23 protein-coding genes are annotated in these 24,402 nt (G+C 73.7%); 5 read left to right on the forward strand and 18 right to left on the reverse strand.

Going from position 1 to position 24,402, the window contains the following annotated elements:
- Positions 1-145: 145 nt before the first annotated feature.
- Entirely contained in the window at positions 146-1,360 is a 1,215-nt protein-coding gene (locus ABZ490_RS11855; protein WP_358988123.1) for a sensor histidine kinase, read from the reverse strand.
- A gap of 177 nt (positions 1,361-1,537) precedes the next feature.
- Here ABZ490_RS11855 and ABZ490_RS11860 point away from each other — a divergent pair, with 177 nt between their 5' ends.
- Complete coding sequence (locus tag ABZ490_RS11860; RefSeq protein WP_358988126.1) at positions 1,538-2,035, forward strand: MarR family transcriptional regulator; 498 nt, start codon at positions 1,538-1,540, stop codon at positions 2,033-2,035.
- A 39-nt stretch (positions 2,036-2,074) separates the two neighbouring features.
- On the opposite strand, the gene ABZ490_RS11865 is transcribed toward ABZ490_RS11860, so the two are convergent.
- Positions 2,075-2,914, reverse strand: coding sequence for a LysR family transcriptional regulator (locus ABZ490_RS11865; RefSeq protein ID WP_358988129.1), 840 nt, complete (start codon positions 2,912-2,914; stop codon positions 2,075-2,077).
- A 113-nt stretch (positions 2,915-3,027) separates the two neighbouring features.
- Between ABZ490_RS11865 and ABZ490_RS11870 the strand changes: the two genes are divergently transcribed.
- The gene (locus ABZ490_RS11870; protein ID WP_358988521.1) at positions 3,028-3,765 is read left to right on the forward strand and encodes an SDR family NAD(P)-dependent oxidoreductase; all 738 of its coding nucleotides are present in this window, start codon (positions 3,028-3,030) and stop codon (positions 3,763-3,765) included.
- A gap of 55 nt (positions 3,766-3,820) precedes the next feature.
- Here ABZ490_RS11870 and ABZ490_RS11875 read toward each other — a convergent pair whose 3' ends face one another.
- Positions 3,821-5,029, reverse strand: a complete 1,209-nt coding sequence (locus tag ABZ490_RS11875; protein WP_358988132.1) for a cysteine desulfurase-like protein — start codon at positions 5,027-5,029, stop codon at positions 3,821-3,823.
- Between the two features lie 125 nt (positions 5,030-5,154).
- On the opposite strand from ABZ490_RS11875, the gene ABZ490_RS11880 reads away from it, so the two are divergent.
- Positions 5,155-6,078, forward strand: coding sequence for a LysR family transcriptional regulator (locus ABZ490_RS11880; protein ID WP_358988135.1), 924 nt, complete (start codon positions 5,155-5,157; stop codon positions 6,076-6,078).
- 24 nt (positions 6,079-6,102) lie between these two features.
- Here ABZ490_RS11880 and ABZ490_RS11885 read toward each other — a convergent pair whose 3' ends face one another.
- Positions 6,103-6,318, reverse strand: coding sequence for a 4-oxalocrotonate tautomerase family protein (locus tag ABZ490_RS11885; RefSeq protein ID WP_358988137.1), 216 nt, complete (start codon positions 6,316-6,318; stop codon positions 6,103-6,105).
- Between the two features lie 141 nt (positions 6,319-6,459).
- On the opposite strand from ABZ490_RS11885, the gene ABZ490_RS11890 reads away from it, so the two are divergent.
- Positions 6,460-7,317 (forward strand): helix-turn-helix transcriptional regulator, encoded by an 858-nt coding sequence (locus tag ABZ490_RS11890; RefSeq protein ID WP_358988140.1) that lies wholly within the window; start codon positions 6,460-6,462, stop codon positions 7,315-7,317.
- On the opposite strand, the gene ABZ490_RS11895 is transcribed toward ABZ490_RS11890, so the two are convergent.
- The 13 genes from ABZ490_RS11895 to ABZ490_RS11955 form a co-directional block, all read right to left on the reverse strand.
- Positions 7,307-7,747, reverse strand: a complete 441-nt coding sequence (locus tag ABZ490_RS11895) for a GtrA family protein (RefSeq protein WP_358988142.1) — start codon at positions 7,745-7,747, stop codon at positions 7,307-7,309. The genes ABZ490_RS11890 and ABZ490_RS11895 overlap by 11 nt on opposite strands.
- A 157-nt stretch (positions 7,748-7,904) precedes the next feature.
- Positions 7,905-9,287 (reverse strand): zinc ribbon domain-containing protein, encoded by a 1,383-nt coding sequence (locus ABZ490_RS11900; RefSeq protein ID WP_358988145.1) that lies wholly within the window; start codon positions 9,285-9,287, stop codon positions 7,905-7,907.
- Positions 9,284-9,796, reverse strand: a complete 513-nt coding sequence (locus tag ABZ490_RS11905) for a phage tail protein (protein ID WP_358988523.1) — start codon at positions 9,794-9,796, stop codon at positions 9,284-9,286. Before ABZ490_RS11905 ends, ABZ490_RS11900 begins: the two co-directional genes overlap by 4 nt.
- Before the next feature lie 74 nt (positions 9,797-9,870).
- On the reverse strand, positions 9,871-11,829 hold the full coding sequence (locus ABZ490_RS11910; RefSeq protein ID WP_358988148.1) for a putative baseplate assembly protein: 1,959 nt from the start codon (positions 11,827-11,829) through the stop codon (positions 9,871-9,873).
- A complete protein-coding gene (locus ABZ490_RS11915; RefSeq protein ID WP_358988151.1) occupies positions 11,829-12,272 on the reverse strand; it encodes a GPW/gp25 family protein in 444 nt (147 codons plus the stop codon). Before ABZ490_RS11915 ends, ABZ490_RS11910 begins: the two co-directional genes overlap by 1 nt.
- A 43-nt stretch (positions 12,273-12,315) precedes the next feature.
- A complete protein-coding gene (locus ABZ490_RS11920; protein ID WP_358988154.1) occupies positions 12,316-14,229 on the reverse strand; it encodes a VgrG-related protein in 1,914 nt (637 codons plus the stop codon).
- Complete coding sequence (locus ABZ490_RS11925; protein ID WP_358988157.1) at positions 14,229-14,954, reverse strand: tail protein X; 726 nt, start codon at positions 14,952-14,954, stop codon at positions 14,229-14,231. Before ABZ490_RS11925 ends, ABZ490_RS11920 begins: the two co-directional genes overlap by 1 nt.
- 30 nt (positions 14,955-14,984) lie before the next feature.
- Entirely contained in the window at positions 14,985-15,410 is a 426-nt protein-coding gene (locus ABZ490_RS11930) for a phage tail protein (RefSeq protein ID WP_055638848.1), read from the reverse strand.
- A 60-nt stretch (positions 15,411-15,470) separates the two neighbouring features.
- A complete protein-coding gene (locus ABZ490_RS11935) occupies positions 15,471-16,877 on the reverse strand; it encodes a hypothetical protein (RefSeq protein WP_358988162.1) in 1,407 nt (468 codons plus the stop codon).
- A gap of 2,052 nt (positions 16,878-18,929) precedes the next feature.
- Positions 18,930-19,088, reverse strand: coding sequence for a DUF6760 family protein (locus ABZ490_RS11940; RefSeq protein WP_099054051.1), 159 nt, complete (start codon positions 19,086-19,088; stop codon positions 18,930-18,932).
- Positions 19,085-19,564, reverse strand: coding sequence for a hypothetical protein (locus tag ABZ490_RS11945; protein WP_358988166.1), 480 nt, complete (start codon positions 19,562-19,564; stop codon positions 19,085-19,087). The genes ABZ490_RS11940 and ABZ490_RS11945 overlap by 4 nt, the downstream gene beginning before the upstream one ends.
- Entirely contained in the window at positions 19,564-20,007 is a 444-nt protein-coding gene (locus ABZ490_RS11950; protein ID WP_358988169.1) for a phage tail protein, read from the reverse strand. The genes ABZ490_RS11945 and ABZ490_RS11950 overlap by 1 nt, the downstream gene beginning before the upstream one ends.
- 53 nt (positions 20,008-20,060) lie before the next feature.
- Positions 20,061-21,641: a phage tail sheath subtilisin-like domain-containing protein gene (locus tag ABZ490_RS11955; RefSeq protein ID WP_358988172.1), complete on the reverse strand. Its 1,581-nt coding sequence runs from the start codon at positions 21,639-21,641 to the stop codon at positions 20,061-20,063.
- A gap of 301 nt (positions 21,642-21,942) precedes the next feature.
- Here ABZ490_RS11955 and ABZ490_RS11960 point away from each other — a divergent pair, with 301 nt between their 5' ends.
- Positions 21,943-23,397, forward strand: coding sequence for a hydrolase (locus ABZ490_RS11960; protein WP_358988174.1), 1,455 nt, complete (start codon positions 21,943-21,945; stop codon positions 23,395-23,397).
- A gap of 94 nt (positions 23,398-23,491) precedes the next feature.
- Here the strand turns inward: ABZ490_RS11960 and ABZ490_RS11965 are convergent, their stop codons facing one another.
- On the reverse strand, positions 23,492-24,121 hold the full coding sequence (locus ABZ490_RS11965) for a hypothetical protein (RefSeq protein ID WP_358988177.1): 630 nt from the start codon (positions 24,119-24,121) through the stop codon (positions 23,492-23,494).
- Positions 24,122-24,402: the final 281 nt, after the last annotated feature.

Below are 24,402 nucleotides of genomic sequence, written 5' to 3' on the forward strand. Positions count from 1 at the left end.
TAAGGTTGATCTTGAGCCGGTCACCGGGAAACAAAAACGGTGAACGACCTCTGCGTTGGTGGTCCAAGGAAAGACGCCCCGCTTCCTGCGGGGAAATGCAGGTGCAAGGCCTGCCCGGCGCTCCGATGACGAGTCCCATCCCGTGTCACACGGGGTGGGACTCGCTCGTTCTCCCTTCGTCCAGGGGCAGTTCGGCGACCACTTCGAAGCCGCCGCCGACCCGGTGTCCCGCTCGTACGCGTCCGCCCGCCGAACGGGCCCGCTCCCGCATCCCGATGAGCCCGTAGCCGTTGCCGCCCGCGGTCGGCCGGTTCCCTCCGCCGTCGGTCACCGTGACGACCACCCGGTCGTCGGCGTAGACGAGCCGGACGTCCGCCGTGCCGGTGGCCGCGTGCTTGGTGACGTTGGTCAGGGCCTCCTGCGCGATCCGGTACGCCGTGAGGTCGGCGCCGGCGGTGAGCGGGCGGGGCTCGCCCTCGGTGCGCACGGTGACCATGAGCCCGGCGCCCCGGAAGGAGGCCGCGAGCTGCGGGAGCTGGGCGAGACCCGGGGTGGGCGCGGCGGCCGGGAGGGGTCCGGGGTCCGCATCCGCCTCCCGCAACAGGCCGACCGTCGCCTTGAGTTCGCGCAGCGCGGAGGCGGTGGTGCCGGTCAGCTCGGCGGTGAGCCGGGCGGCCTCCCGCGGCCGCGCGGGCAGCTGCCGGGCCACGGCGCCCGCCTGGAGGTTGGCCAGGACGAGATGGTGGGCGACGACGTCGTGCAGATCGCGGGCGATCCGCATCCGCTCCTCCGTGACCCGGCGCCGCGCCTCCTCCTCCCGGGTCCGCTCGGCGTGCTCGGCCCGGGCCTGTACGGCGTCCAGACAGGCGGCGCGCAGCCGGTTCACGGTGCCGAGCGAGGTCGGCAGCAGCAGCCAGGCTGCGGGCCCGAGCAGCTTGAGGACCAGGGGTTCGCCGGGCGGCCCGGCGAGCAGTCCGGTGCCGATCAGCAGCGCTACGGCGGCGAGGGTGAAGGTGTTCGCGGTCCGGCGGTCGGTGGCGGCGGCCAGCGAGTACAGGGCGAGCATCAGGGGCGCCAGCAGCAGCACGGTCAGCAGATGGCCGAGCGCGGACGCGGCCACCGCGCAGCCGAGGGTGACGAGGACGGTGCGGCGCGGATGCGTACGGCGCATGACCAGCGCGGCGCAGGCGACGGCGGCGAGGAGGACACCGGGCCACCAGGGGACGGCGGGTTCCCGGCCGGGGAAGGTGATCACGCTGCCCGGGAAGGAGCAGGCGAAGAGCGCGGCGGCGAGCAGGGCGTCGGTGGGGCGGGGGCGGAGGACGACCGGTGCGGGGGTCCGGGACGGCGGGGAGCTCATGGGGGTGGGGTCCTGTCGCGGCGGTTCAGCCGCTGGGGGTGACGGTGACGTGGCGCACGGAGGCTCCTGGGGAGGGGACTGTTTATTGCTTGAGTCAGGCAATCATCTGAAGGTTACTTAAGTCAAGCAATAGATGGGATCTTGCTTGAGTTAGGCAAGTATCTGTACGGTGGGCTGATGCCGATACCACCGTCCCCCGCCCCGCCCCCGGTCTCCACCGACGTGATCGCGATCGAGCAGTCCCTGACCCGCATCACGTATCTGGCCGGACGCGCCCGCCAGCACGAGCGGCTGATGTCCCTCGCCGGATTCCCCCTCGACCGGGCCGCCGTGGCGATCCTGCGCCACCTCGCCGAGGACGAGATGCTGCGCCCCGGCGTCCTCGCCGTCCGCCTCTCCGTGGAGGCCTCCCATGTCACCCGGCAGCTCCGGCACCTGGAGCAGGCCGGCCATGTGACGCGGGTCCCCGACCCGGAGGACCGCCGGGCCCAGCTCATCCGCCTCACCGACTCCGGCCGTACCGCCGTCCGCCGCATCCGCGCGGCGGGCCTGCGCGGCATGGAGGCGGCCCTGGCCGACTGGGAGCCGGCGGACCTGCACCGGCTGGCCGCGCTCTTCGAACGCCTGGTGAGCGACTTCGTGACGCACGCGGAGGCGGCGGTGGAGGGGGCCTGAGGGCCGGTGCCGCCGTGAGCCAAGAGGGCCGGCGGCCGGTCAGAGGCCGGTCGCCACCCGGACCAGGTCGGCGGCCGCCCGCAGCCGGCTCTGCGGCGGCCAGGCGATCACCGTGGTCACGGGGGCCGCGTCCACCACGGGTACGGCGACGAGGTCCCGGCGCAGATCGGCGCCGGCGGACTCGGGCACGACCACCGTGGTCCGGCCGAGCGCGATCAGCTGGAAGAGCTGGGTCAGGTTCCGCACCTCCGCCCCCGGCCCCTCCGGGTAGCAGCCGTCGGGTCCGGGCCAGCGGGCCATCGGGAGGTCCGGCAGCGCGGCGACCTCGGCCGCCCGGATCCCGGAGCGGCCGGCCAGGGGGTGGGCGGCGGGCAGGATCGCCACCTGCCCCTCGGTGCACAGGACCTCGGTGTCGCATCCGGCCGCCGAGTCGAACGGCAGATGCAGCAGGGCCACATCGGCCCGCCCCTCCCGCAGCGCCTTCTGCGGCTGGTGCGCCTCGCAGAGCAGCAGATCCACCGTGGCCGCACCGGGTTCCGCGCGGTAGGCGTCGAGCAGTCCGGCCAGCAGCGCGCCGCCGGTGCCGGATTTCACGGCGAGGACCAGACGGGGGTGCGGACGCGCGGCCTGCCGGGTGCGCCGCTCGGCCGCCGCCACCGCGGCGAGGATCGCGCGCGCCTCGGCCAGCAGGACCGCTCCGGCCTCGGTGAGCGTGACCCTGCGGCTGGTGCGCTCCAACAGGGCCACCCCGAGCCGCCGTTCGAGCCGGGCGAGCGCGCGCGACAGCGGCGGCTGGGCCATCTCCAAACGCTCGGCGGCCCGGCCGAAGTGCAGTTCCTCGGCGAGGGCGACGAAGTACCGCAGCTCGCGTATCTCCATGCCCGCACGGTAGCCGCGCCACCGGCACGGCGAACGGGGCGCCCGCCCGACCGATGCCGTGCGGGCATCGCTGCCGTACCGGGACGGTGTTGGTGCCCGGCCGCCGCGCGGCCATGCTCGCTGTCATGAGCGAGAAGACGATCGCGCTGGTCACCGGCGCGAACAAGGGCATCGGGTACGAGATCGCCGCCGGGCTCGGCGGACGGGGCTGGAGCGTCGGGGTCGGTGCCCGGGACGCCCGCCGCGGGGCGGACGCCGTGGCGAAGCTGCGGGCGGCGGGCGCCGACGCGTTCGCCGTACCCCTGGACGTGACCGACGACGACAGCGTGACCGCCGCGGCACGGCTGATCGAGGAGCGGGCGGGACGGCTCGACGTGCTGGTCAACAACGCCGGGGTCGCGGGCGGTTGGCCGCAGGAGCCGTCGGCCCTCGACATGGGGACGGTACGGCGGCTGGTGGAGACCAACGTCCTCGGGGTCGTCCGGGTCACCAACGCGATGCTGCCGCTGCTGCGCCGCTCGGCGCACCCGCGGATCGTCAACCAGTCCAGCCACGTCGCCTCACTGACCCTCCAGAGCACGCCCGGCGTGGACCTCGGCGGGATCAGCGGGGCCTACGCGCCGACGAAGACCTTCCTCAACGCCGTCACCCTCCAGTACGCCAAGGAGCTGAGCGGCGCCGGCATCCTGGTCAACGCCGCCTGCCCCGGCTATGTGGCCACCGACCTCAACGGCTTCAGCGGCACGGCGACCCCCGAGCAGGGCGCGGCGATCGCCGTCCGGCTGGCGGCACTGCCCGACGACGGCCCCACCGGCCTGTCGCACGACGACGACGGGGTCGTGCCCTGGTGACGGCGGGGGGCCGGGACCGTCGTGCGGCCGGGTCGGGTCCCGGTGAGGGAGCGGGTCAGGCCCCGGTGAGGAAGGAGGCGAGTCCGTCGAGGAAGCGGTCCGTCTCCTCGGCGGTGTTGTAGGGCGCCAGGCCGATCCGCAGGGCCGGGTCCCGGAGCTTCAGCGCGGTGAAGGGCTCGTACGCGTAGAACGAGCCGGCGGGGGCGAGGACGCCCCGCTCCGCCAGGTGGACCTGGGCCTCGCGGGCGTCGCGGCCTTGGAGGGTCATCAGGAGGGTCGGGGTGCGGTCGGCCGCGACCGAGTGCACGGTGACGGCGTCGCCCAGGGCGCGCAGCCCGTCCTCCAGCCGGGTGCGCAGCACCCCCTCGTGCGCGTGCAGGGAGTCCAGCGCGTGCGTGAGCCGCTCCCGGCGCGTGGTGCCCGGGCCGGGGTCGAGCGCGGCGAGGAAGTCCACGGCGGCGGTGGCGCCCGCGAGGATCTCGTAGGGCAGGGTGCCGAACTCGAAGCGCTCCGGGACGGTGTCGGGGGAGGGCAGGAGCTTGTCCGGACGGAGGGTCTCCAGGAACTCGGGCGAACCCGCGAGCACCCCGCAGTGCGGTCCGAGGAACTTGTACGGCGAGCAGACGAACAGGTCGGCGCCGAGCGCGGGGACGTCCACCAGGTGGTGCGCGGCGTAGTGCACGCCGTCGACGTACACCAGGGCGCCGGCCTCGTGCGCGAGGTCGGCGATCCGGCGGACGGGGGGCTTGGTGCCCAGCACGTTCGAGGCCGCCGTGACCGCGACCAGCCGGGTCCGGGAGGACAGCGCCCGCTCCAGCGAGCCGAGGTCCAGCTCCGCCGTCCCGGCGTCGATCTCGATCCAGCGGACGGTGACCCCGGCGCGCTCGGCGGCCTGGACCCAGGGGCGGACGTTGCAGTCGTGGTCCAGCCGGCTGAGGACGATCTCGTCACCGGCCCGCCAGTCCTTGGCCAGGTGGCGGGAGAAGTCGTAGGTGAGCTGGGTGGCGCTGCGGCCGTGCACGATGCCGTTCGCGGGTACGGCGAGCAGGTCGGCGCAGGCGGCGCGGAACTCCGTGACGGCGCGCTCGGCGTTCAGCTCGGACGGGCTGACGGTGCCCCGGTTGGACAGGGGGCCGGTCAGGGTCGCGGCGATGGCGTCGGCGACGGGGCGGGGCGTCTGGGTGCCGCCCGGACCGTCGAAGAAGGCGAGACCCCCGTCGAGGGAGGGGAAGTGGGCCCGAAGGGCGGTCAGGTCGATGGCCATGGCCTCGGCTTTCGGCAGACGGCGGGCTTCCGGACGCGGACTTTCCGGACGTGGACTTCCTAGACTCTGACAGCCGGTCCTCGGACACGTAAAGCGACGGATCGCGAAGGGAGAGTTCACGGTTCATGAACCGCCAGCCGGATCTGAAGCTCCTGGCCACCTTCCTCGCCGTGGTGGACCGCGGCTCCATGGCGGAGGCCGCGGCGGCCCTCGGTTACGTCCCCTCCGCCGTGTCGCAGCACATCGCCGCGCTGGAGCGGGACCTGGGCGTGGAGCTGCTGGTCCGCCGTCCGGGCAGCCGGCTGATCCTGACGGCGGCCGGGCGCTCGCTCGCGCGGGCGGCGGGGACGCTGTTCGAGGCGACCGCGCGGTTCCAGGACGCCGCCGTCCGCATCGCGGACCGGGACGTCGCCGAACTCCGCGTCGGCGCCTACCCCAGCGCGATGAGCCATCTGCTCCCCGGGGTGCTGGCCGCGCTCCGCCCCCGCCGCCGGGGCGCCCGGATCCGTCTGGTGATCGTGGAGACGCACGAGGGGCTGCCGCGGGTCAGCTCGGGAGACCTCGACCTGCTCATCGCCTACCGCTATCTGCCCGAGGACCCGCCGGCCCGGTCCGCCGACTGGAACGTCACCTCCGTCGGCCACGAGCCCCTGGTCCTCGTCGCGGGCCCCCGCCCGGACGCCAGCCCGTGGGCACTGGCGGACTGCCTCACGATGGAATGGACCTCGGGCCACGCCCGCAGCCCCGACCGCCGTCTGCTCCACCGCTGGGCCGGTGAGCTGGGCATCTCGCCCGAGGTGACCCTGGAGACCGAGGACCTGCACAGCATGCTGGCCATGATCGGCGCGGGCCTGGCGGTGGGCCTGATCCCGGCGACCCTCCTCGGCGGCGAGGGCGACCGGCCCCGGGTGGAACGCGTCGCGCTCCCGCCCGAGGCCGCACCGCTCCACCGCGAGATCCTCGCCGTGAGCAGACCGGGCGTCCGCCACCCGGTGGTCGACGACCTGCTGTCCCTGCTGGCGGAGGCGTTGCGCGGCGCGCAGGCCTAGGGCCTGGCCGGCGAGCGCCGGGTGTCAGTCCTCGGCGGGCTCCTGGAGCATGGCCGACGTCAGCACGGTGCCGCCGATGCCCCAGCCGCCGTCGGCGACCTCCTCGACCAGGACCAGGGTGGTGGCCCGGGCGCGTTCGCCGTAGATCTCGACGTACAGCTCGGTGGTGCGGGTGACGAGGGTCTCCTTCTGCTTCTCGTCGAGGGTCCCGGCGGGGATCTTGAAGTTCGCGAACGGCATGGTGGTTCTCCTTGCGTTACGGGGGGCGGGAAGCGGGTGGGGCTCCAGCGTGGTGCGGTGCGGCCGCCCGAGCCAGGGCTGTGCGCACCCTGGGGTCACCGTCCCCTGGTTCGCGCCCGCCGGTGCCGGGACGATGGAGGCGTGAACCATTCCGGACTTGCCGCGTACCTCAGGTCCCGGCGCGAGCGGATCCGCCCGCCGGACGTCGGACTGCCCGTCGGCCCGCGGCGCCGGGTGCCCGGTCTGCGGCGCGAGGAGGTCGCCCAGCTGGCCGGGCTCTCGGCGGACTACTACACCGAGCTGGAACGCGGACGCGGCGCGCAGCCCTCGGCCCAGGTGCTGGCCGCGCTGGCCCGGGCGCTGCGGCTGAACGGCGACGAACGCGACCATCTGTTCCACCTCGCCGACCGGCCCGTTCCGCCGGGGGCGCACGGTCCCACCGCGCATGTCCAGCCCGGCCTGCTCGGCCTCCTCGACCAGCTCACCACCACACCCGCCCAGGTCATCACCGACCTGCACGAGACCCTCGTACAGAATCCGCTGGCCGCCGCACTCGTCGGCCGGGCCCCGGCCCCGCGCGGCCCCGAGGCGAGCCTCGTCCACCGCTGGTTCACCGACCCCGGGGCCCGGAGCCTGTATCCGCCCGAGGACCACCCCCACCACTCCCGGGTCTTCGTCGCCGACCTCCAGGCGGTCGCGGCCCGGCGCGGCGGCGACCCGGAGGTGCGCCGGATGGTGGCCGTACTGCGGCGGCGCAGCGAGGAGTTCAGCACGCTCTGGGACACCCACGACGTCGCCCTCCGCCGCACCGACCACAAACGCATCGTCCATCCCGCCCTGGGCGTCATCGAGCTGGACTGCCACAGCCTGTTCAGCGAGGACGGCCGCCAGCGCCTGCTGTGGTTCACCGCCCCACCCGGCACGGAGGGCGCGACCCAGCTGAGCCTGCTCTCGGTGATCGGCACGCAGGACCTGACCCCCCGGCCCGTCACCCCGTGACCGGGACCAGGGAGCCGTAGCGGCCCGGGGCCGGTGTGCGCGCGGGTTCGGGGGTGGTGAAGACCATCAGGCGGAGGATCAGGAAGCGGCCGATGCCCGCCAGGGCCGAGGCGGTCAGGTAGACGAGCTGTTCCGTGAGCAGGCCGGGGGACGGGACGAGGGCGTGGAGGGTGAGGACCGCGATACTCGTCGCCGCGTAGGCCGCCGCCGCCGAGCCCGCCGACTGCCAGTGGCTGCGCCAGCCCGCGCGGCGGCCGGTGCGGAAGGTGTAGCGGGCGTGGAGCTCGGTGCACAGGAGGGTCGAGGCGATCGTGATCAGCGCGTTCGCCAGGGTCCAGGGCATCGACTCCGCCAGCAGGGGGACCGCGAGGCTGCACAGGACTCCGGTGCCGCCGCCGAAGGCGACGAAGCGGATGAAGGAGGCGAACACGGGGGTCCTTCCGCAGCGGGCGAGTGGGCGTTCCTGCTTCCATTGCTTAACTCAGGCAACTATAAATCTATTGCTTGAGTTACGCAAGCAAGTCGCCCGAGGGGTGTCCCGCACATACGGGAGGGGCCGACCGCAGTCGGCCCCTCCCCACGCCCTCCTACGACCCGTTCGCGCTCGACGGGCCGAAGAACTCGATCTCCGCTATCGCCACCTGCTTGCTCGCCGACGCCCCGTACGCCGACTCGATCTCGAACCGGACCTTGGTGACCTCGCCGACCCGGAAGGCGCGGCGCTGGCCGCCCGCCTGCTGGTCGAGGACCAGCTCACGGATGGCCGTGGTGCCGTCCTTCAGGGTGATCGTCGCCTTCACGCGGTGCGGCAGGGCCGACTCGGTGAGCTGGTCGGCGCGGGTCGAGGTGCCCGGCGTGATGACCAGGTCGAGCAGCCGGGTCGGCTCGTTGAAGCGGGCCTCGATCCACTCGCCCTCGCCCGACTGCGAGACGCCCGGACCCCACCAGGTGTTGTTGATCTTGTCGAAGGCCAGGTCGGGCTTGTGACCCGGGTACGAACGGGACGCCGCGTACGTGTCCGGCGACACCGCCGCCCGCTTCGCGAAGTGGTCCTTGGTGGCCTGGATCGCGTCCGGCGCCTTCACCCCGGCGACGATCAGCAGCGTGAGCACGACCGCCGCCATCACCCAGGTGAGGATCCGGTCGAACGTCCGGCGCAGACGGGGGCGGTCCCCGGCCCACGGCGTCTCGCCGCCCCGCCCGAACAGCCGCCGCCACCACGGCAGCCGGACCGAGGAGCGGTCCTCCAGGGTCATGGGCATCGCGCAGCGCGAGCAGTAGTGCCGGTCGGGGCGGTTCGGTGTGGAGCACCAGGGGCACGCGATGCCGTTCAGGTCGCCCTGCACCGGGCCCGGCGCGCGGACCTGCGGCCGGTCCGCCACCGGGACGCCCGGCAGCACCGGCGCCACGGACGGGGGCGCGGGTGCGGGCTCCTCCGGATCGGCGACCGGGACCAGCAGGGAACGGGCCCGGGCCGCCATCGTGTCGCCCAGGGCGGGGGTGGCGGGCGCCGTTCCGTCGGAGGTGGAGGTGGAGGTGGAGGCGGAGGCGGAGGTGGAGGCCGAGGCGGAGGCGGACGTGGAGGCCGCGGTGGCCGCGGTGGTGTCGGTCGTCGGGGGGAGGGGCGGGAGAGGGGTCTCGGTCGTGTCCTCGTCGTCCTCGTCGGCCCCGTTGTCGGCCCGGTCGTCGTCCTCGTCGGGGGCCGGGGAACGGTCCCCGCCTCCGATGTTCTCGTCGTCCCGGTCGTCGTCCCGGTCGTCCTCGTCGCGGGTGCGGGTCGAGGACGACGGTGCCGCCGCCGTCGTACCGGAGGAGGACGCGGAGGCCGACGACGACGCGCCGCCCGCCGTTCCGGCTCTCGCCGGGGCCCGGTCGCGGTCCGTCCAGCTCAGTACGGCCCCGCAGGCGTCGCAGAAGGACTGGCCGGGTTCCGCCCGGGTGCCGCACTCGGGGCAGTTCTGGGTGGTCATCGTCTCTTCGGGGTCCTTTCGGCGACGGTCACCTTGACCGTGTAGGGCATGTGGGCGGGACGGGCGGCGGCCACGAGGGCGTCCAGGCGGTGTTCGTCCGCCGGGCCGGGGTCGGGCAGGCGGACCGTGACGTGGAGGTGGGGACGGGCGTCGCCGGGGAACGGGCCGAGGGGGCGGGCGCTCCAGGCCGAGCCGCCGCTCTCCTCGATCTCCGGCTCCACACCGAACGCCAGCCGTACGGCCTCGGCCAGCCCCCGGCGGGTGCCGCGCACCCGGTGCAGATACGCGGCCGCGGCGACGGCGGCCCGCAGCCTCGGCTCCGGTTCCGTGCCGTCGGTCTCCGCGCCGACCCAGCAGGCCAGCCAGCGGGTGAAGTCGACCGGGGCGAGCGCCGGGTCGAAGTAGGCGGGCAGGCAGTCGAGGACGTTGAGGATGGGCGCGAGGACGTCGTCCAGGCCGCCGACGAAACGTTGCGCGAGGTCGTCGTCCGCGAACACGGCGGGCAGCATCGCCCCGATCGGCGCGGACGACCCGAGCCCGTCGACGGAACCTCTCGCCGACCCACCCTTCTCCAGCGGGTCCCTCACGTCCCGTCCCCGATCACCCGCACGCGATGGTCGTACGAGAACACCAGCGCCGGCGCCGCCAGATCGATGCGGTCGGTCGCGTCGCCGCGCTTGCCGGTCAGCGGGTCCGCGGGGTGCAGGGTGACCTGGTCGACCAGCTCCACCCCCGGCACCCGCTGGAGCACCGCGAACACCTCACCGGACTGCACCGGACGCCCGAACGGCCAGCCCTTGCCGTCCGCGCCGCCGGTCAGCGGGTCGAGGTGCCGGTAGAGGGCGTCGTGGGCCTGGCGGCGCACCCGGTCGGTGTCGACGCCGCGGAAGGCGTGCACCGTGGCGACCACGGTGATGCCCTGGTAGTACGGCGGGCCGACCGCCAACCGGGTCCCGATCAGCCGGCGTTCGTCCAGGTGCCGCATGATGCGGTCCAGCATGGCGTCGCCGGGGACCAGTTGCTCGAAGCGGAGGCGCCCGCCGGGGTCCGGGACCGCCTGGGGGACGACCAGGACCCGTACCGCGTAGGAGCCGTGCTCGTCGGGCTCGCCCTCCAGGCAGGTGATGCGGGCGGTCTCGGGGGCGGCGCGGCGGGCCAGTTCCTCGTAGTCCCGCAGGGTCACGGCCCGTTCCTGGGCGCGCAGGGTGATCGGCGCGCGGAGCTTCGCCTCCTCGACCGTCTCGCCGTCGACACCGCCGCGCGCGGCCTCCCGGTTGACGACCTCGGAGACGTACGGCACGGAGGTGCGCAGCACCCGCACCGCGCCCCGGGCCACGTTGCCGGACCGGCCGCCGCCGGTGCGGTAGCGGCGGGCGCGCACGAAGGCGCCCTTGGGGGCCACCGCGCCGTACTGGCGCAGGGTGCCGTCGGGTTCGCGGACGGACGGGCCGAAGGCGATCTCGCCGGTGGCGGCGTCGAGGGTGATGTGCCGGTCGTCCGCGCCGGAGGCGGCGAAGTGGGGGACGACCTGCCAGTCGACCCAGCCCTCGTGCTCGGTGGTCTGGAGCAGCACCGGCGGGGTGTCGCCGACGACGGGCGCGTGGGCGAGGCGCAGCCGCTGGCCGGGCAGGCCCGTCGACTCGCCGAGGTTCTCGTCGAGGACGGTCTCGGCGTGGACGGCGGGGGCCGTGCCGCCGACCGTGAAGGCCTCGGCGGAGCGGACCGTCGGGGACGTGGTGTAGAAGGGCTGGCCGACCAGGGGCTCGGTGACGCGGCAGCGCAGCCAGCCCGCCTCCTGCCCGCCGGAGCGGGACAGGACATGGCCGCCGGGGATGTGCAGGACGACCTCGCCGGGGCGGTTGAGGCCGCCGGTGCCGTCGCGGTCGACCTCGCAGGGCTGCCAGCCGTCCTCCGTCCACGCCTCCCAGACCAGCGGGGGCTGACGGGGGTCGACGCCGACGCCGTCGACGCGGCTGTCGAGTTCCAGGGCGACCGCGCAGTGCGGGACGGCGGCGCTCAGACCGAGGAGCATGCAGTCGCCGGGGCGCGGGGCCTCGGCGAAGCACATCACGTCCTTGCCCTCGGCGAGGTCGGTGGTCACGTCGGTGACCGGCTGTCCCTGCCGCTGCACCACCAGGTGCGACAACTCGCTCGGTACGACGGTGAGTTCGCGTTCCGTCGCGAAGACGACCGCTTCCTCGCTCTCCGTGCGGACCGTCGCCACCTCGGTGCCGGTCGGCAGCAGCACCGGCTCCTCCTGCGGCGCCGACAGCCAGAAGGTGACGTCGGTGCGGGCCGCGGACGGCGGGAAGAGGTGAATGCCCACCAGGTCCAGGAAGGCGAGGTGGTTCTTGTCCGGCACCCGGTTGAGGCGGTAGACGATCTGGTCGGCCATGTGCGCGACCGTCTCGACGAGCGTGACGCCCGGGTCGGAGACGTTGTGGTCGGTCCACTCCGGCGCGCGCTGCTGGATGTAGCGCTTGGCGTCGTCGACGAACTGCTGGAAGCGGCGGTCGTCCAGGTTGGGGGAGGGCAGGGCCATCAGCGGTCGCTTTCGGAAGCCGTACCGGAGGGGCCGGGCAGACCCGGCTCTTCGTGGGACGGAATGACGTAGAAGGGGAAGACGAGACTGCGCGGGTTGTTCGTCCCGCGGATGGAGTAGCGGACGTCGATCCAGAGCACGCCCTGCTCGGCGCCGGCCGTCACCTCGACGTCGTTGACCTCGATGCGCGGCTCCCAGCGGTCCAGGCTGGTGTACACCTCGTGCTGGATACGGCCCGCGGTCGCCTCGTTGACCGGGGCGAACACCAGGTCGTGGATGGCGCAGCCGAACTCCGGGCGCATGGGGCGCTCGCCCGGCGCGGTGGCCAGGATCAGCCGGATCGCCTCCTCGATCTCGCGCTCGCCGCTGACCATGGCGATGCCTCCGGTGGGGCCGATCCGCAGCGGGAACGCCCAGCCCGACCCGACGAACTGTTCGGCCATCAGAGGGCCACCCTTCTCCTGCTTCTGCTCCTGCGGCCGGATCTCATGGGATCGGATACGGCTTGTTGTTGACCATCACGACGCCCTGGAGCAGCAGGGTCGCGGCCCGGATGCCCACGTTCGCGGTGGCGTTGACCTGCACGGTGCCGCCCGCGGTGACCGTGGCCGCGCCGCCCGCCTTCAGACTGAGCGCGCCCAGCGCGTCCACGGCGACGACGCTGGTCAGCGACTTGACGTTGACCGCCCCGGTGCCGCGGATGTCGAGCAGCCCGCCGCTCTTGATGGTGAGCTTGCGGCCCGCGCTCAGGGTGAGATCGGTGCCGGCCTCGACGGACACCGACCGGGTGCCCGTGATCTTGACGGTGCCCTTGCTGTCGACGGTGATCTCGGTCTGCGTACGGTCCAGGTTGATGACGAGCTTGTCGTCCCCGGACGTCACCCTGACCCCCTGCTTGCGGCCGCCGGTCTTCTGGCTGAGCAGGTCGACGCGGTTGCCGTCGCGGTCGGAGAGGGTGTGCCGGGCGGCGCGCCGCCGGGCCCCGTCGTGCAGCGGCACGTCCTTCACCGGCGTCGGCTTGTCCTTGCCGTTGTAGAGCCCGCCGAGGACGTACGGATGGTCGAGGGCGCCCCGGTCGAAGGCGACCAGCACCTCGTCGCCCACGTCGAGCGGGAAGATCGACCCGCCGTCCTTGCCGCCCCACTGCACGACCCGCGTCCAGTCGGAGATGTACACGTCGTCGAGCCAGGGGAACTGGAGCTTCACCCGCCCCTGCTTCAGCGGATCCTGTACGTCCGTCACCAGCGCGTTCGTCGTCCCGGGGAGGTGGAGGCCGTTGTGCGAGGCGGCGCCCCCGCCGCCGGAGGCGAGCCCGTACAGGGACCGCCACTGGCGCCCGCTGACCGTCACCCACGCCTCGTAGTGCTTGCCGTCGCCGAAGACGTGCCGGACCGAGGTGGCGGTGTACTTGCCCTCGAAGGGCGCGCCGACGTCGGCGAGGGTGACGGGCAGGCCCGGCCGCAGCTTCGGCGTGCCGCGCGCGATGACCTCCAGCTCGGCGAAGGACCCGGTGACGTCGTCGGCGAGGGCCTCGGCGGCGAACTTCACCTCCGACTGCCGGTCGTACGGCGTCTGCGCGTCGACCAGCTTCGCCGGCTTGAACTTGGCGGCCGCCTCCCCCGGTGTCGTCCCGATGCTGATGCCGGGGTTGGTGGTGGCGGGCGCGGTCGCGGTCAGCTTCTTCTTCGTCGTCACGTCCCAGCCGCGCGCCTCGACGGTGGCGACCTGCTCGGCGGTGGTGACGGCGGCCCGCAGCCGCAGGATGTCCGTACCGGCTTCGAGCACGTACGGGCTCTTCTCACCGGGCGTAGAGGTCGGCGGCGCCCCGGAGGCGGGGTCGGGCTTGACGAACTGGAACTTCCCCTTCGAGTCGACCGACATCACCATCTCGTTCTCGTCGGCGAGACGGGCGAGGAAGTCCCAGTCGGTGACGTTGGCCTGGCTGATGAACTCGTAGACCGTCTTCGTCGACTGGATCCTCCCGACGGACACCCCGGCCTGCGCGGCGAGCTTACGGGCGATGTCGGAGGCGCTCTGGTTGCGGTACGCGGCGATCCGGCGCTGGCGCATCAGGCGATGCCCGGCGTCGTACCCCCGGATGACGGTGAAGGACCCGGTGCCGTCGTAATCGGCCTCCAGCCCGCACACCTCACCCGTGAACAGCGGATCCCCGGCCCCCTGCCCGTCCGCGATCGGCGTCAGCACCACCGGCGTCCCGAACTTGACGCCCAGCTTGCCGAGGACGAGCCGGTACGGGTCGCGGAACGTCAGCCGGAAGGAGGCGGGCACCCCGAGCCCCTGGTCCACCCAGCCCTCCACCAGCAGCGGAGCGAAGTCGGGCGGCAGCGGACCGCCGCCCAGGGTGACCTTGATGATGTTGGAGAACGCGGTCGCGACCATCAGGAACGCACCTCCCCGGCGGACGGCAGGATCAGCTCGATCCCCGTGGGCAGCCGGGTCGGGTCGTCGATGCCGTTGGCCTCGGCGATGTCCCGCCACGCCGCCGTGTCGCCGTACTCCCGCCAGGCCAGCGACTGGAGCGAGTCACCGGCCACGGTCCGGTGCACCCGCTGCGCGGTCAGCGCGCCCGAGGTCGGGTTCTGCCCCTTGGTCTTGCTGGGGATCTCGTGCAGCCGCACCTGACAGGTGGCGCGGATCGGGACACCGGTCGTGCCGAACAGGGTGTAGGAGACGTCGACGCTGCTGACGTACGCCGTGAAGTGCACCGTCGAGAACGACCCCCACTGGAACACCACCCACGGCGGCGAGGGCTGGTTCGCGGCGATGCTGCCGGTGGTGACCTCGCAGCAGTCGAACAGCGACTCCACCTTCTGCATCACGGCGTTGCTGTCCGGCTGGTCGGAGGAGTCCAGGAAGATCTCCACGCTCATCTCGCGCGGCTCCGGCCCCATGAACTCCGGCTTCGAACCGTCCCGGACCGCCGCCGTCGGGGTCACCTTCCACAGCGCCCGCCGCGCCACCTGCAACTGCGCCGGATTGAACTCGAACTCGAACGACTTGCGCAGCCCGCCCGGGGTGGTGCTGGTGCCGACCGGCGGTTCGTGGATCGAGAGGGTCGCGCGGACCAGGCTCTTGCCCGCCCCGCTCCTGCTGCCCTTGGCCATGATCGTGTGTCCTCTTCCCGGCTTCTCGGCCTAGTCGGTGAAGCCGTGGTGCGTGATCTCCAGAACCTCCGTGGCGACACCCGGGCTCTCGGGGTTCAGGGAGGGGCCCTGCCAGCTGACCGGCAGCACATCGATGAGCCCCCACCGGGCCACCTCGGAACCGTCCGCCCGCAGCGCCGCGATCTGCGCGGTCGGGCGGGTCACCCCGGTCGTCACCGAGGAGATCCACTTGGCCACCTTGGCGGTGTCCGGGGTGAGGGGGCGGGTGAGGCGGATGTTGGAGAACGTGACGCGGGAGGGGAGCGCCCAGACGAAGCCGTTGTTCCCGCCCTCCTGGCGGTGCTCGATCTCCACCTGGGAGGACAGGCCCTCGCACCCGTTGAAGTAACCGAGGCTCTCGCCGTCGATGGTCAGGGTGAAGAAGATGGTGGAGCCCGGGTCGAGATCGCGGGACATCGGGGGTCAGGCCTTTCTTGGGGCGCGGGTCGGGTGCCGGTCGGTGCCGGTGCGTGCCGGTCAGTGGCGGGGGTCGCGGAGTCTGCCGATCCGTTCGCGGTCCAGGCGGAGTTCGGTGCGCAGGAGGCGGGTGATGCGGCCGGTGAGGCGGTGGGTCAACTCGTCGAGCTGGAAGTCGGTGAGGGAGCGCGGGTCGAAGGCGGGGGGTCGAGCGGCGGCACTGTCCCGGGTCTCGGCGGGCTCGGGCACGGGGGGTCGCTTCGGCGGGGTCCGGGGCGGGGCCGGGGGAGTGGGGGGTGCGAGGCGCTGGAGGGGGGAGGTGGTGGGGGGCGTAGGGGGCGTGGGGGCTGCCGGTGTGTGGGCGTGGGTGCGGGTGAGGGGAGCTGTGGGGGTGGAGTGCTGGGCGGTGGCGCGCTGGATGGCGGGGGTGGGGGTGGTGGGAGCGGTGGCGGTGGCGGGTGCCTGGAGGGGCGGGGTGGTGAAGGAGACAGCGCGCGGCTGGACCACGGGGACGGGGTCCGTGCCGGGGGTGGGACGGCGCAGGGGGACGGGGGCGGTGCGGGGGCGGCGTTGGACGGGGGGTGTGAGGGGGGCGGTCACGGGTGACCGAGTGGTGGCTGTGGTGGTCGGTCGCTGGGTGGGGGCGAAGGCGCGCTGGATCGCTTCCGGGACCGGGACCGGGACGGGGGTCGTGGGGGGTGTGGCCGGTGGCCGGGTGGTGGAGGCGGGGGCCAGGGCGCGCTGGATCGCCTCGGGGACCGGGGTGATCGGCGTGGGGGCCGTGGTGGGTGCCGGAGCGGGGGCGGCGGGGCGGGCGGGCAGGGGGGCGCCGAGCGCGGACGGCTTGGCGGTGGCGCGCTGTACGGCCGGGGGTGTGGGGGTGACGGGGGCGGTGTGCGGCTGCGAGGGGCGTGAACCGGCCGACGGGCGCAGGGAGTTGGTGGACGGCGGCAGGGGGGCGCCGAGGCCGGTGCGGGGGCGGGGGGTGGCGGCGGCCGACGGGGGCGTGCCGGGCCGGGCGGTGGCGCGCTGTACGGGGTGGCCGACGGGGTTCGCGGTGCCGGGCTCGTTCCGCGGGTGGCGTACGGGGGCCGTGGCCCGCTGGGCCGCGGGTGCCTCGGCCGGGGCGGCGGGGGGCGCGGGGTGCGGTGCCGGCGGCGGGGGGGCGGATGCCTGGGCGGGAGCCGGTGCGGTCACGGCTCGCTGGACGGGGTGCGGGGTGCCCTGTGCCGGGGTGGCGGCCGGTCGGCCGGTACGCCCGGTGGATGCCGGCGGGCCGGGTTCCGTCGCTGCGGGGGTACGGCCGTCCTGGCGCCGGAGGGCGGGCGCGGATACGTCGGTGACCGGGGCCGGGGCCACGGCCCGCTGGACGGAGGGCTCGGGGACCGACGTGGGTGCGGTGCCGGGGAGCTGCGGGGTGACGGCGGCCGTGGGCGCGCTCGGGGCCGTGCGGGAGGTTCCGGGCACAGCCGCACGCTGGACGGGGACGGCTGCTGCGGGCGTGGGGGAGAGGGGGGCCTGGCCAGCCTGGGGAGCCGGTGAAGGCGCGCGCTGGACCGAGGGGTTGGCCGGAGGCGTGGTTGTGAGGGGGGCCTGCGGTGCCGGTGCAGCTGCGTGCTGGACCGGGGGGTTGGCTGGGGGTGCGGTGGTGGGGGGTGTGGCCGTGAGGGGGGCCTGCGGTGCCGGTGAAGTTGCGTGCTGGACTGAGGGGTTGGCCGGAGGCGTGGCTGTGAGGGGGGCCTGCGGCGCCGGTGAGGGGGCGCGCTGGATCGGGGGGTTGGCCGGGGGTGCGGTGGTGGAGGGTGTGGCCGTGAGGGGGATCTGCGGCGCCGGTGCAGCTGCGTGCTGGATCGGGGGGTTGGCCGAGGGCCGCGTGGCAGGGGTTTCGGAAAGCCCCTGCGGGACCGCGGAGTTGGCCGAAGGCGGAGTGGAGGAGGACTTGGGCGCGGGTGCAACCGTCCGCTGGAGGGGGAGGTCGGCCGGGCGCGGTGTGGGCGGGGGTACGGCTGCCTGGACCTGCGGCGCGGGGGAGTCCTGGGGCGCGGGCGTGACGGCCCGCTGTACGGGGAGGTCGGCCGGGCGCGGTGCGTTCGGGGGTACTGCTGCCTGGGGCTCCGGCGCGGGGGCCTGGGGCGTGGGCGCGACGGCCCGCTGGAGGGGGAGGTCGGCCGGGCGGGGTGTGGGCGGGGGTACGGGTCCTTGGACCTGCGGCGCGGGGGAGTCCTGGGGCGCGGGCGTGACCGCCCGTTGGACGGGGAGGCCGGCCGGGCGGGGTGTGGGCGGGGGTACGGGTCCTTGGACCTGCGGCGCGGGGGAGTCCTGGGGCGCGGGCGCGACCGCCCGTTGGGCGGGGAGGCCGGCCGGAAGTGGGGCGGCGGGGCCGGGTATTGGACCTTGTACGGGGTGCCCGCCCGCGGAAACAGCAGGCGCCCCGTCGGCTGTCACCGGCAGGGGAAGGGGTGCGGCAGCCGTCGGCGGTGGCGACGACGGGCCCGGGCCCGGGGCGGGTTCCTTGCCGGCCGCCGGGCGGTCGCCGTCGGTGCCCTTGCTCCGGGGCGCGGCAGGGGCGGACGGGAGCCGGGCGGGCAGCGTACGCCGCTGTACCGGGGCGGGGGCTGACCTGGTCAGGGGGACGGCGGGCGCCGCCGGACGCGCCGCCGCCGGGGACACCCGGATGCCCCGCGCCGGGGTGGCCGACGGCGGGGTCGTGGGGTGTACGGGGTGGCGTTGCACTACCGGGACCGGGGTGGGGGAGACCGAGGGGGACGACGGCGGGACGCCGGGACGGTTCGGGGGCACGGTCGGGGACGGCGAGGATCCCGACGGGGCTGCCGAGGAACGCCGGAGGACGGGCACGGCGGGTGCGGGCGTGGGCGACGACTGGCTCGGGAGGACCGGTGCGGCACGCTGGATCACGGGTCCCGGAGCCGGGAGCATGCGTCCGGCCACTGGCCGTGCAGGTCCCGCGGTCGGCCGTATCGCCGGAGCCGGGAGCCCCGGGAGCGCGGAAGCGGCCCGACTCGGCGCACTTCCCGGCATGGCTCGCTGTACGACGGGAACGCCCCCCGGAAGCCCGGGAAGCCCGGGAAGCCCGGGAAGCCCGGGAAGCCCGGGAAGCCCGGACACGATCCCCGGCAGCGGTGCCGTCTGTACCGGAGCCGGAACCGACGGAGCGGCAGGCATAGGCACAGGCGCAGCCGCCCCCGCCCCGTTGCTCAGCAGTCCGCCCGCTCTCCCGTCCAGGACCGTCAGCGGGCGTACGCCGGTGAAGGCCGGGTTCTGCCAGGTGGCCAGCCGTCCGCCGAAGCCGGGGTCGGCGACTCCGGCCGCCGTACCGGACGCCACCGTCCGCTGGATCGGTGGCAGCCGGGTCCAGGACGCGGCCACCACCGGTCCGGCGCCGGTCCCGGCGCCCGAGGCCGTCGTACCGTCACTCACCGCTCCCGCATCCGAGGCCGCCGTCGGCTGCTCCGCCGCCCGGCGTCCCCCGCCCCGGAATCGATCCAGAAGACCCACCGGTCAGCCCTCCGTTCCGCCCCGGGTGACCAGGGTGCCGATGTGGTCCGTCCAGCGGCGGCGGTCGTGGTGTTCCAGGTCCAGGATGTCGTCCAGGGACCAGTGGAAGTGGTAGGCGACGTACGCGATCTCCTCGTGCAGCCGGTCGGTCGCGTACGTCACGATTCCCCCAGGCGGCTCCCGCCCAGTTCCACCTCGAAGGGCTCCGCACAGTGCGGGCACTCCACGGACGCGCGGGTGTGGCCCTCGGCGTTGATCTGGCGGTAGAAGTCCTGGAGGAAGGCGAGGTCGGAGGCGAACATGTTCTCCACCACGCCGTCGTGGACGAGGGGGAGCGTGCCGAGGCGGGTGATGACCCGGCCCAGGAGGACCACCGACAGGTACGCCGGGTTCTCCTGGACGCGGATGTCCCGGAGCGGGACGAGTTCGTCGCGCGCCGTCGACAGCCGCATGACGCCCTCGCGGTGGACCGTGCCCGCCTCGTCGACGTACCCGCGCGGCAGCTCGAACGCGAACTCCGTCTGGAGGGTCTGCCGTTGCACCGGGGCCGGCGCGGGCGCCGAGGGCGGGAGCGGAGCGGCCTCCTGAGAGGGCTGCTCCACCTCGGCCTGCGGCGCCCGCACCGCCGTACGCCGCATTACTCGATGACCAGTTCTTCGAACGTGATCGTCACGGTCTCGGTCAGCGCCGACGCCTCGCCCGCCTTCACGGAGCTGGTGTCGATCTTGCTGCACCAGGCGTTGCGCATGTTGTACCGCTTGACCGGGTTGTTCATGTAGTCCATGACCATGATCGTGGCGTTCTTGCGGGCGGAGCCCATCGAGCCGTTGATCGACTCGGTGATCCACTGGTTGAACGCCGCGGACTGGGTCATACCGCGGACGACGGTGCAGGTGCCCGCCTTCTTCACGCCCGGCAGCTTCTTGGTGACCGGCTTGCCCTGCGCGGAGACCTGCTGGTACTCGATGACGTCCTGTTCGAGGCTGAGGCCGCTGACCTCGGCGAGGTACTCGACCATCACGCCGTCGATCTGGAGGCCGAAATTGTGCGAAGTAAGGGCGTCACCCGGCTGGAGGCTCATCTGGGTTTCCTTCTAGGGGAGTTGACTGCGGTGCGGTGGACGGCGAGGGGTGTCTACTCCTCCAGCTCCCCGTTGCCGCTCGAGAACTGCGCCAGCCGGAAGATCACGAACTCGGCCGGCTTGACCGGCGCGATGCCGATCTCGCAGACGACCCGGCCGACGTCGACCGACTCCGGCGGGTTGGTCTCCTCGTCGCACTTGACGTAGTACGCGTCCTCGGGCTTGGCGCCGAACAGGGCGCCGCTGCGCCACTCGTTGACCAGGAACGCCGAGACGTTGCGCCGGATCCGGGCCCACAGGGCGTGGTCGTTCGGCTCGAACACCACCCACTGGGTGCCGATCAGGATCGACTCCTCCAGGTAGTTGAAGTACCGGCGGACGTTGAGGTAGCGCCAGGCCGGGTCGGAGGAGAGGGTGCGGGCGCCCCAGATGCGGATGCCCCGGCCGGGGAACGCGCGGATGCAGTTCACGCCGATGGGGTTGAGCAGGTCCTGCTCACCCCGGGTGATCTGGATCTCCAGGTCCACCGCGCCGCGCACGACCTCGTTGGCGGGGGCCTTGTGCACACCGCGCTCGGAGTCGTTGCGGGCCCACACGCCGGCGACGTGGCCGCTCGGCGGGATCAGCCGGGACTGGCCGGAGGCCGGGTCGAAGGACTTGATCCAGGGGTAGTACAGGGCGGCGTACTTGGAGTCGTAGCCGGCCGTCTCCTGACGCCAGACGCGGATCTGGCGGGCGTTGAGGCTCGGCGGCGGGTCGATGATCGCGACGCGGTCGCCCATCAGCTCGCAGTGCGCGATCAGGCCGAGCTGGACGGCCTTGACCTGCTCCAGGTCGATCGCGCCGCGCTGGTAGGCGGCCATCAGGTCGGGCACCGCGACCATGGAGATCTCGTCGACGGCCTCCAGACCGCCGAAGCCGGTGCGGTCGGCGCTGTCGCCGAGGTACTGGGCGGGGCCGACGGTGACGGTGTCGTCGGAGGCCGGGACGGCGGGCGCGGCGGCGGACGCCGACGGCAGCGCGACGGTCTGGTTGTCCGGGCGGGCGAGCTGCGCGGCGGGCGCGGCCTCGGCCACGGCGATGAACCGGGACCGCTCCTTGACCTGGGTGACGACGTAGGCGCGGTTGCCCTTCTTGGCGCTGACGTCGAAGGTCTCGACCGGCTGGTCGCCGTCCTTGACGATCAGCTTGAACCGCTCGGCGGGGCCCTCGCCCTCGGCGTCCGCGACCTCGACGCTCAGGTTGCCCGGCGCCGTCGCGGTCACCGAGAAGGTGCCGAGCTGCTTCGGCTCACCGGCGGGCAGCGCGGCGGGCGCGGCCGAACCGGTCACCGCGGACGGGGACTTGGCGTCGCCGGAGGCGCCCGCTGCGGAGCCGCCGACCCGGACGACATAGGCCGCCGAACCACCGTTGTTGAAGAAGCCGTAGACGGAGTGCGCCAGGTAGTACCCGTCGGTGAAGTCACCGAACGCCGCCACGTACTGGGTCCAGTTGGTCACCAGGGTCGGCTCGTTGAGCGGGCCGGTCGGGGCGAGCCCGACGAAGGCCGCCACCGAGGTGCCCACCCCCTCGATCGGGCGGGAGCCGCTGGCCACCTCCTCGACGTATACGCCGGGCGACAGGTAGGACGGCATGCTGTGCTCTCCTCGGGGTACGCGTCAGGACGTTCCCACCGTCACGCGCGAAGCGCGTCGCCCGAAACGGCCTTCGGTGCACGTCCCCGGGCACAGTCGGTGCCCGGTCGGGCAAGCGGGACCCGGGGGCCGGATCTCGCGCGGGCCGGGGGTGAGGGGGGCCGGCGGGACTCCCGCGGGGCCCCGGGGGCGGACCTGGGGGGCCGTCCGGCCGGGAGGGCAGCCGGTGCGGTCCTGCCGGGCAGCCGCTCTGCCCCAGGGCCTCTGACCCCGCTCACCGGCCACACCGTAGCGTCGGTACGTGAGCCTGTGGACCTCCCTCGAACCTGCCTCCGTGACCGTCGACCCCGGCAGCCGGGCGACCGTACGGCTGCGGGTGCGCAACACCGGTGATGTCGTCGACGAGTACCGCTTCGAGCCCGTCGGGGACGTCGCGCCCTGGACGACGGTGGAGCCGCAGACGCTGCGGCTGTACCCCGGGACGACCGGCACGGTGGAGCTGACCTTCGCCCCGCCCCGCACCTCGGACGCGACGGCGGGGCCCAACCCGTACGCCGTGCGGATCACGCCGACCGAGCACCCGGACGCGGTGACCGTGCCGGAGGGCAATCTGACGATCACCGCCTTCACGGAGGTGCGGGCCGAGCTGGTGCCGCCGACCGTGAAGGGGCGCTTCAAGGGCCGGCCCCGGCTCGCGATCGACAACCTCGGCAACACCAAGGTGACCGCCTCCCTCAGCGGCGGCGACAACGGCGACCGGCTCCAGTACGAACTCCAGCCCGCCAATGTGCAGATCGAGCCCGGCCGGGCCGTGTTCGTGGACACCACGCTGCGGCCCCGGCAGATCATCTGGTTCGGGTCGAAGGAGGAGCAGCCCTACCGGCTGGCCGTACGGCGGTCGGGGGCGCAGCCGCTGGAGGTCGACGGCACGTTCGTGCAGCGCGGGTTCCTGCCGCGCTGGCTGGCGACCGCGCTGAGCGTCACGATGGCGCTGGCGATCGCGTTCGTGATGATCTGGCTGGCATACAAGCCGCAGGTGCGGTCCCTCGCCGCGGAGAAGCTCGCGGAGGCCGGCGCCACCGCGCTGCCCAGCCCCTCGGCGCCCATCGTGAGCGCGCCGCCCGCCGCCGCGACCAGCGCGCCCGCGGCCCCGGAGGTCCCCGCGAACACCGGAGGCGACACGGCGGCCGCCGGAAGCGGAAGCGGCAGCGGGAGTGGCAGCGGCAGCGGCAGTGGGAGCGGCGGCGGGTCGTCGAACACGACGGTCAAGCCGAAGAAGCAGACCGCCGCGGACGCGGTGCAGGCACTGGCGGCGCGCAGCGACGGCCGGCACATCTGCTACCGCGCCTATGTCGCCGACCGCGGCTGGCAGGACCCGGTGTGCGACGGCGCTATCGCCGGTACGACCGGCAAGGGCCTGCCCATCAAGGAGCTGAACATCGCCACGGTGGGCACCAAGGGCGTCAACGGCAACGGCGCCCATGTGACCGAGGGCTGGCTGACCGGCGGCAAGTGGTCGAGCGCGGCGGACGGCGCCGACATGTACATCGGCAGCCTCAAGGAGGCGGTCTCGCCCCTCCAGGGCTTCACCATCGGGTTGGGCGACGGCAGCTCGGTCTGCCAGAACGCGCACATCAAGGACAAGGGCTGGCGCGGCGTGGGCTGCTCGGACCCCAACGCGACGGACAAGTGGATCTACGGCGGCAGCCCCATGGACTGGAAACTCCAGCTGGAGGCGGTCCGCTTCACCATCTGACGCCGGGGCCGCCGGGACGCGGCACGGAACGAGGCGGTCTGCCGGAAGCCACGCGCTTCCGGCAGACCGCCTCGGTGTGTCGGGAACCGCCGGATCAGACGAGCGCGCCGTCGGTGATCTGGGTGGCGATGCCGTCCTTGAGCTCGACCTGGGCCTCCACACCGTCCTTGGCGGCCTTCTCCAGGTCGGACTCCTCGCAGGGGGCGTCCACCTTCGGGTGGGCGACGCCGCAGATCTCGCCGCCGCCCAGGATCACGGTGTCCTCGGCGAGGAAGAAGACCTGCTGCTCGCCGCCGGAGCCCTGGGCCTTGGGGCCGTCGATCAGGTACTTGCCGGGGGCCACGTACCGCACGATGCCGTACCAGGTGCCGCTGACGCCCTCGCCCTTGTTGACCCCCTCCACTGCGGTCCCGCCGGAGCCGGACGTGCTGCCACCGGACGTGCTGCCGCCCGACGTGGAGCCGCCGGACGTGCTGCTGCCGCCGGAGGTGCTGCTCCCTCCGGAGGTGCTTCCGGAACCGGTGGCGGAGCCGGTGGCGGAACCGGAGCCGGTGGCGGACGCGGACGCGGAGGCGGAGGCGGTGGAGGAGGCGGACTCGCTCGCCGCGGCGGCCGTGCCGGAGGAACTCGCGTCGTCGTCTCCCTGGCTGCACGCCGTCATCAGCAGAGTGCCGCCGAGGAGCGCGGCGGAGACGAGGAAGGCCTTGCGACGGTTGCGCATCATTGGTCAAGTCCCTTGAGGAAAAGGCGGGTCGGCGCCGAGGTGGGTTCGGCCGCTCAGTGTGCGTGCGATGACTAGGAGGGGGGCGGGATCCGAACGGATGCGTCGGTGTTCGATCCAGGACGACGCCGTCACGGCCCGGTGACATGGACAACTCGCTGTCACAGAACGGAGTTGTTCCCCTCGAGCGTTCCGATTCTAGGTATCTCCCATGACCTGGACGACCAGGTCGCGGACCGCCGTCGGCGATGACGGGGCGGAGCCGGGGGACACGTCCGGCCGGG

The sequence above is a fragment of the Streptomyces sp. NPDC005811 genome, from assembly GCF_040630405.1.
Classification (GTDB): domain Bacteria; phylum Actinomycetota; class Actinomycetes; order Streptomycetales; family Streptomycetaceae; genus Streptomyces.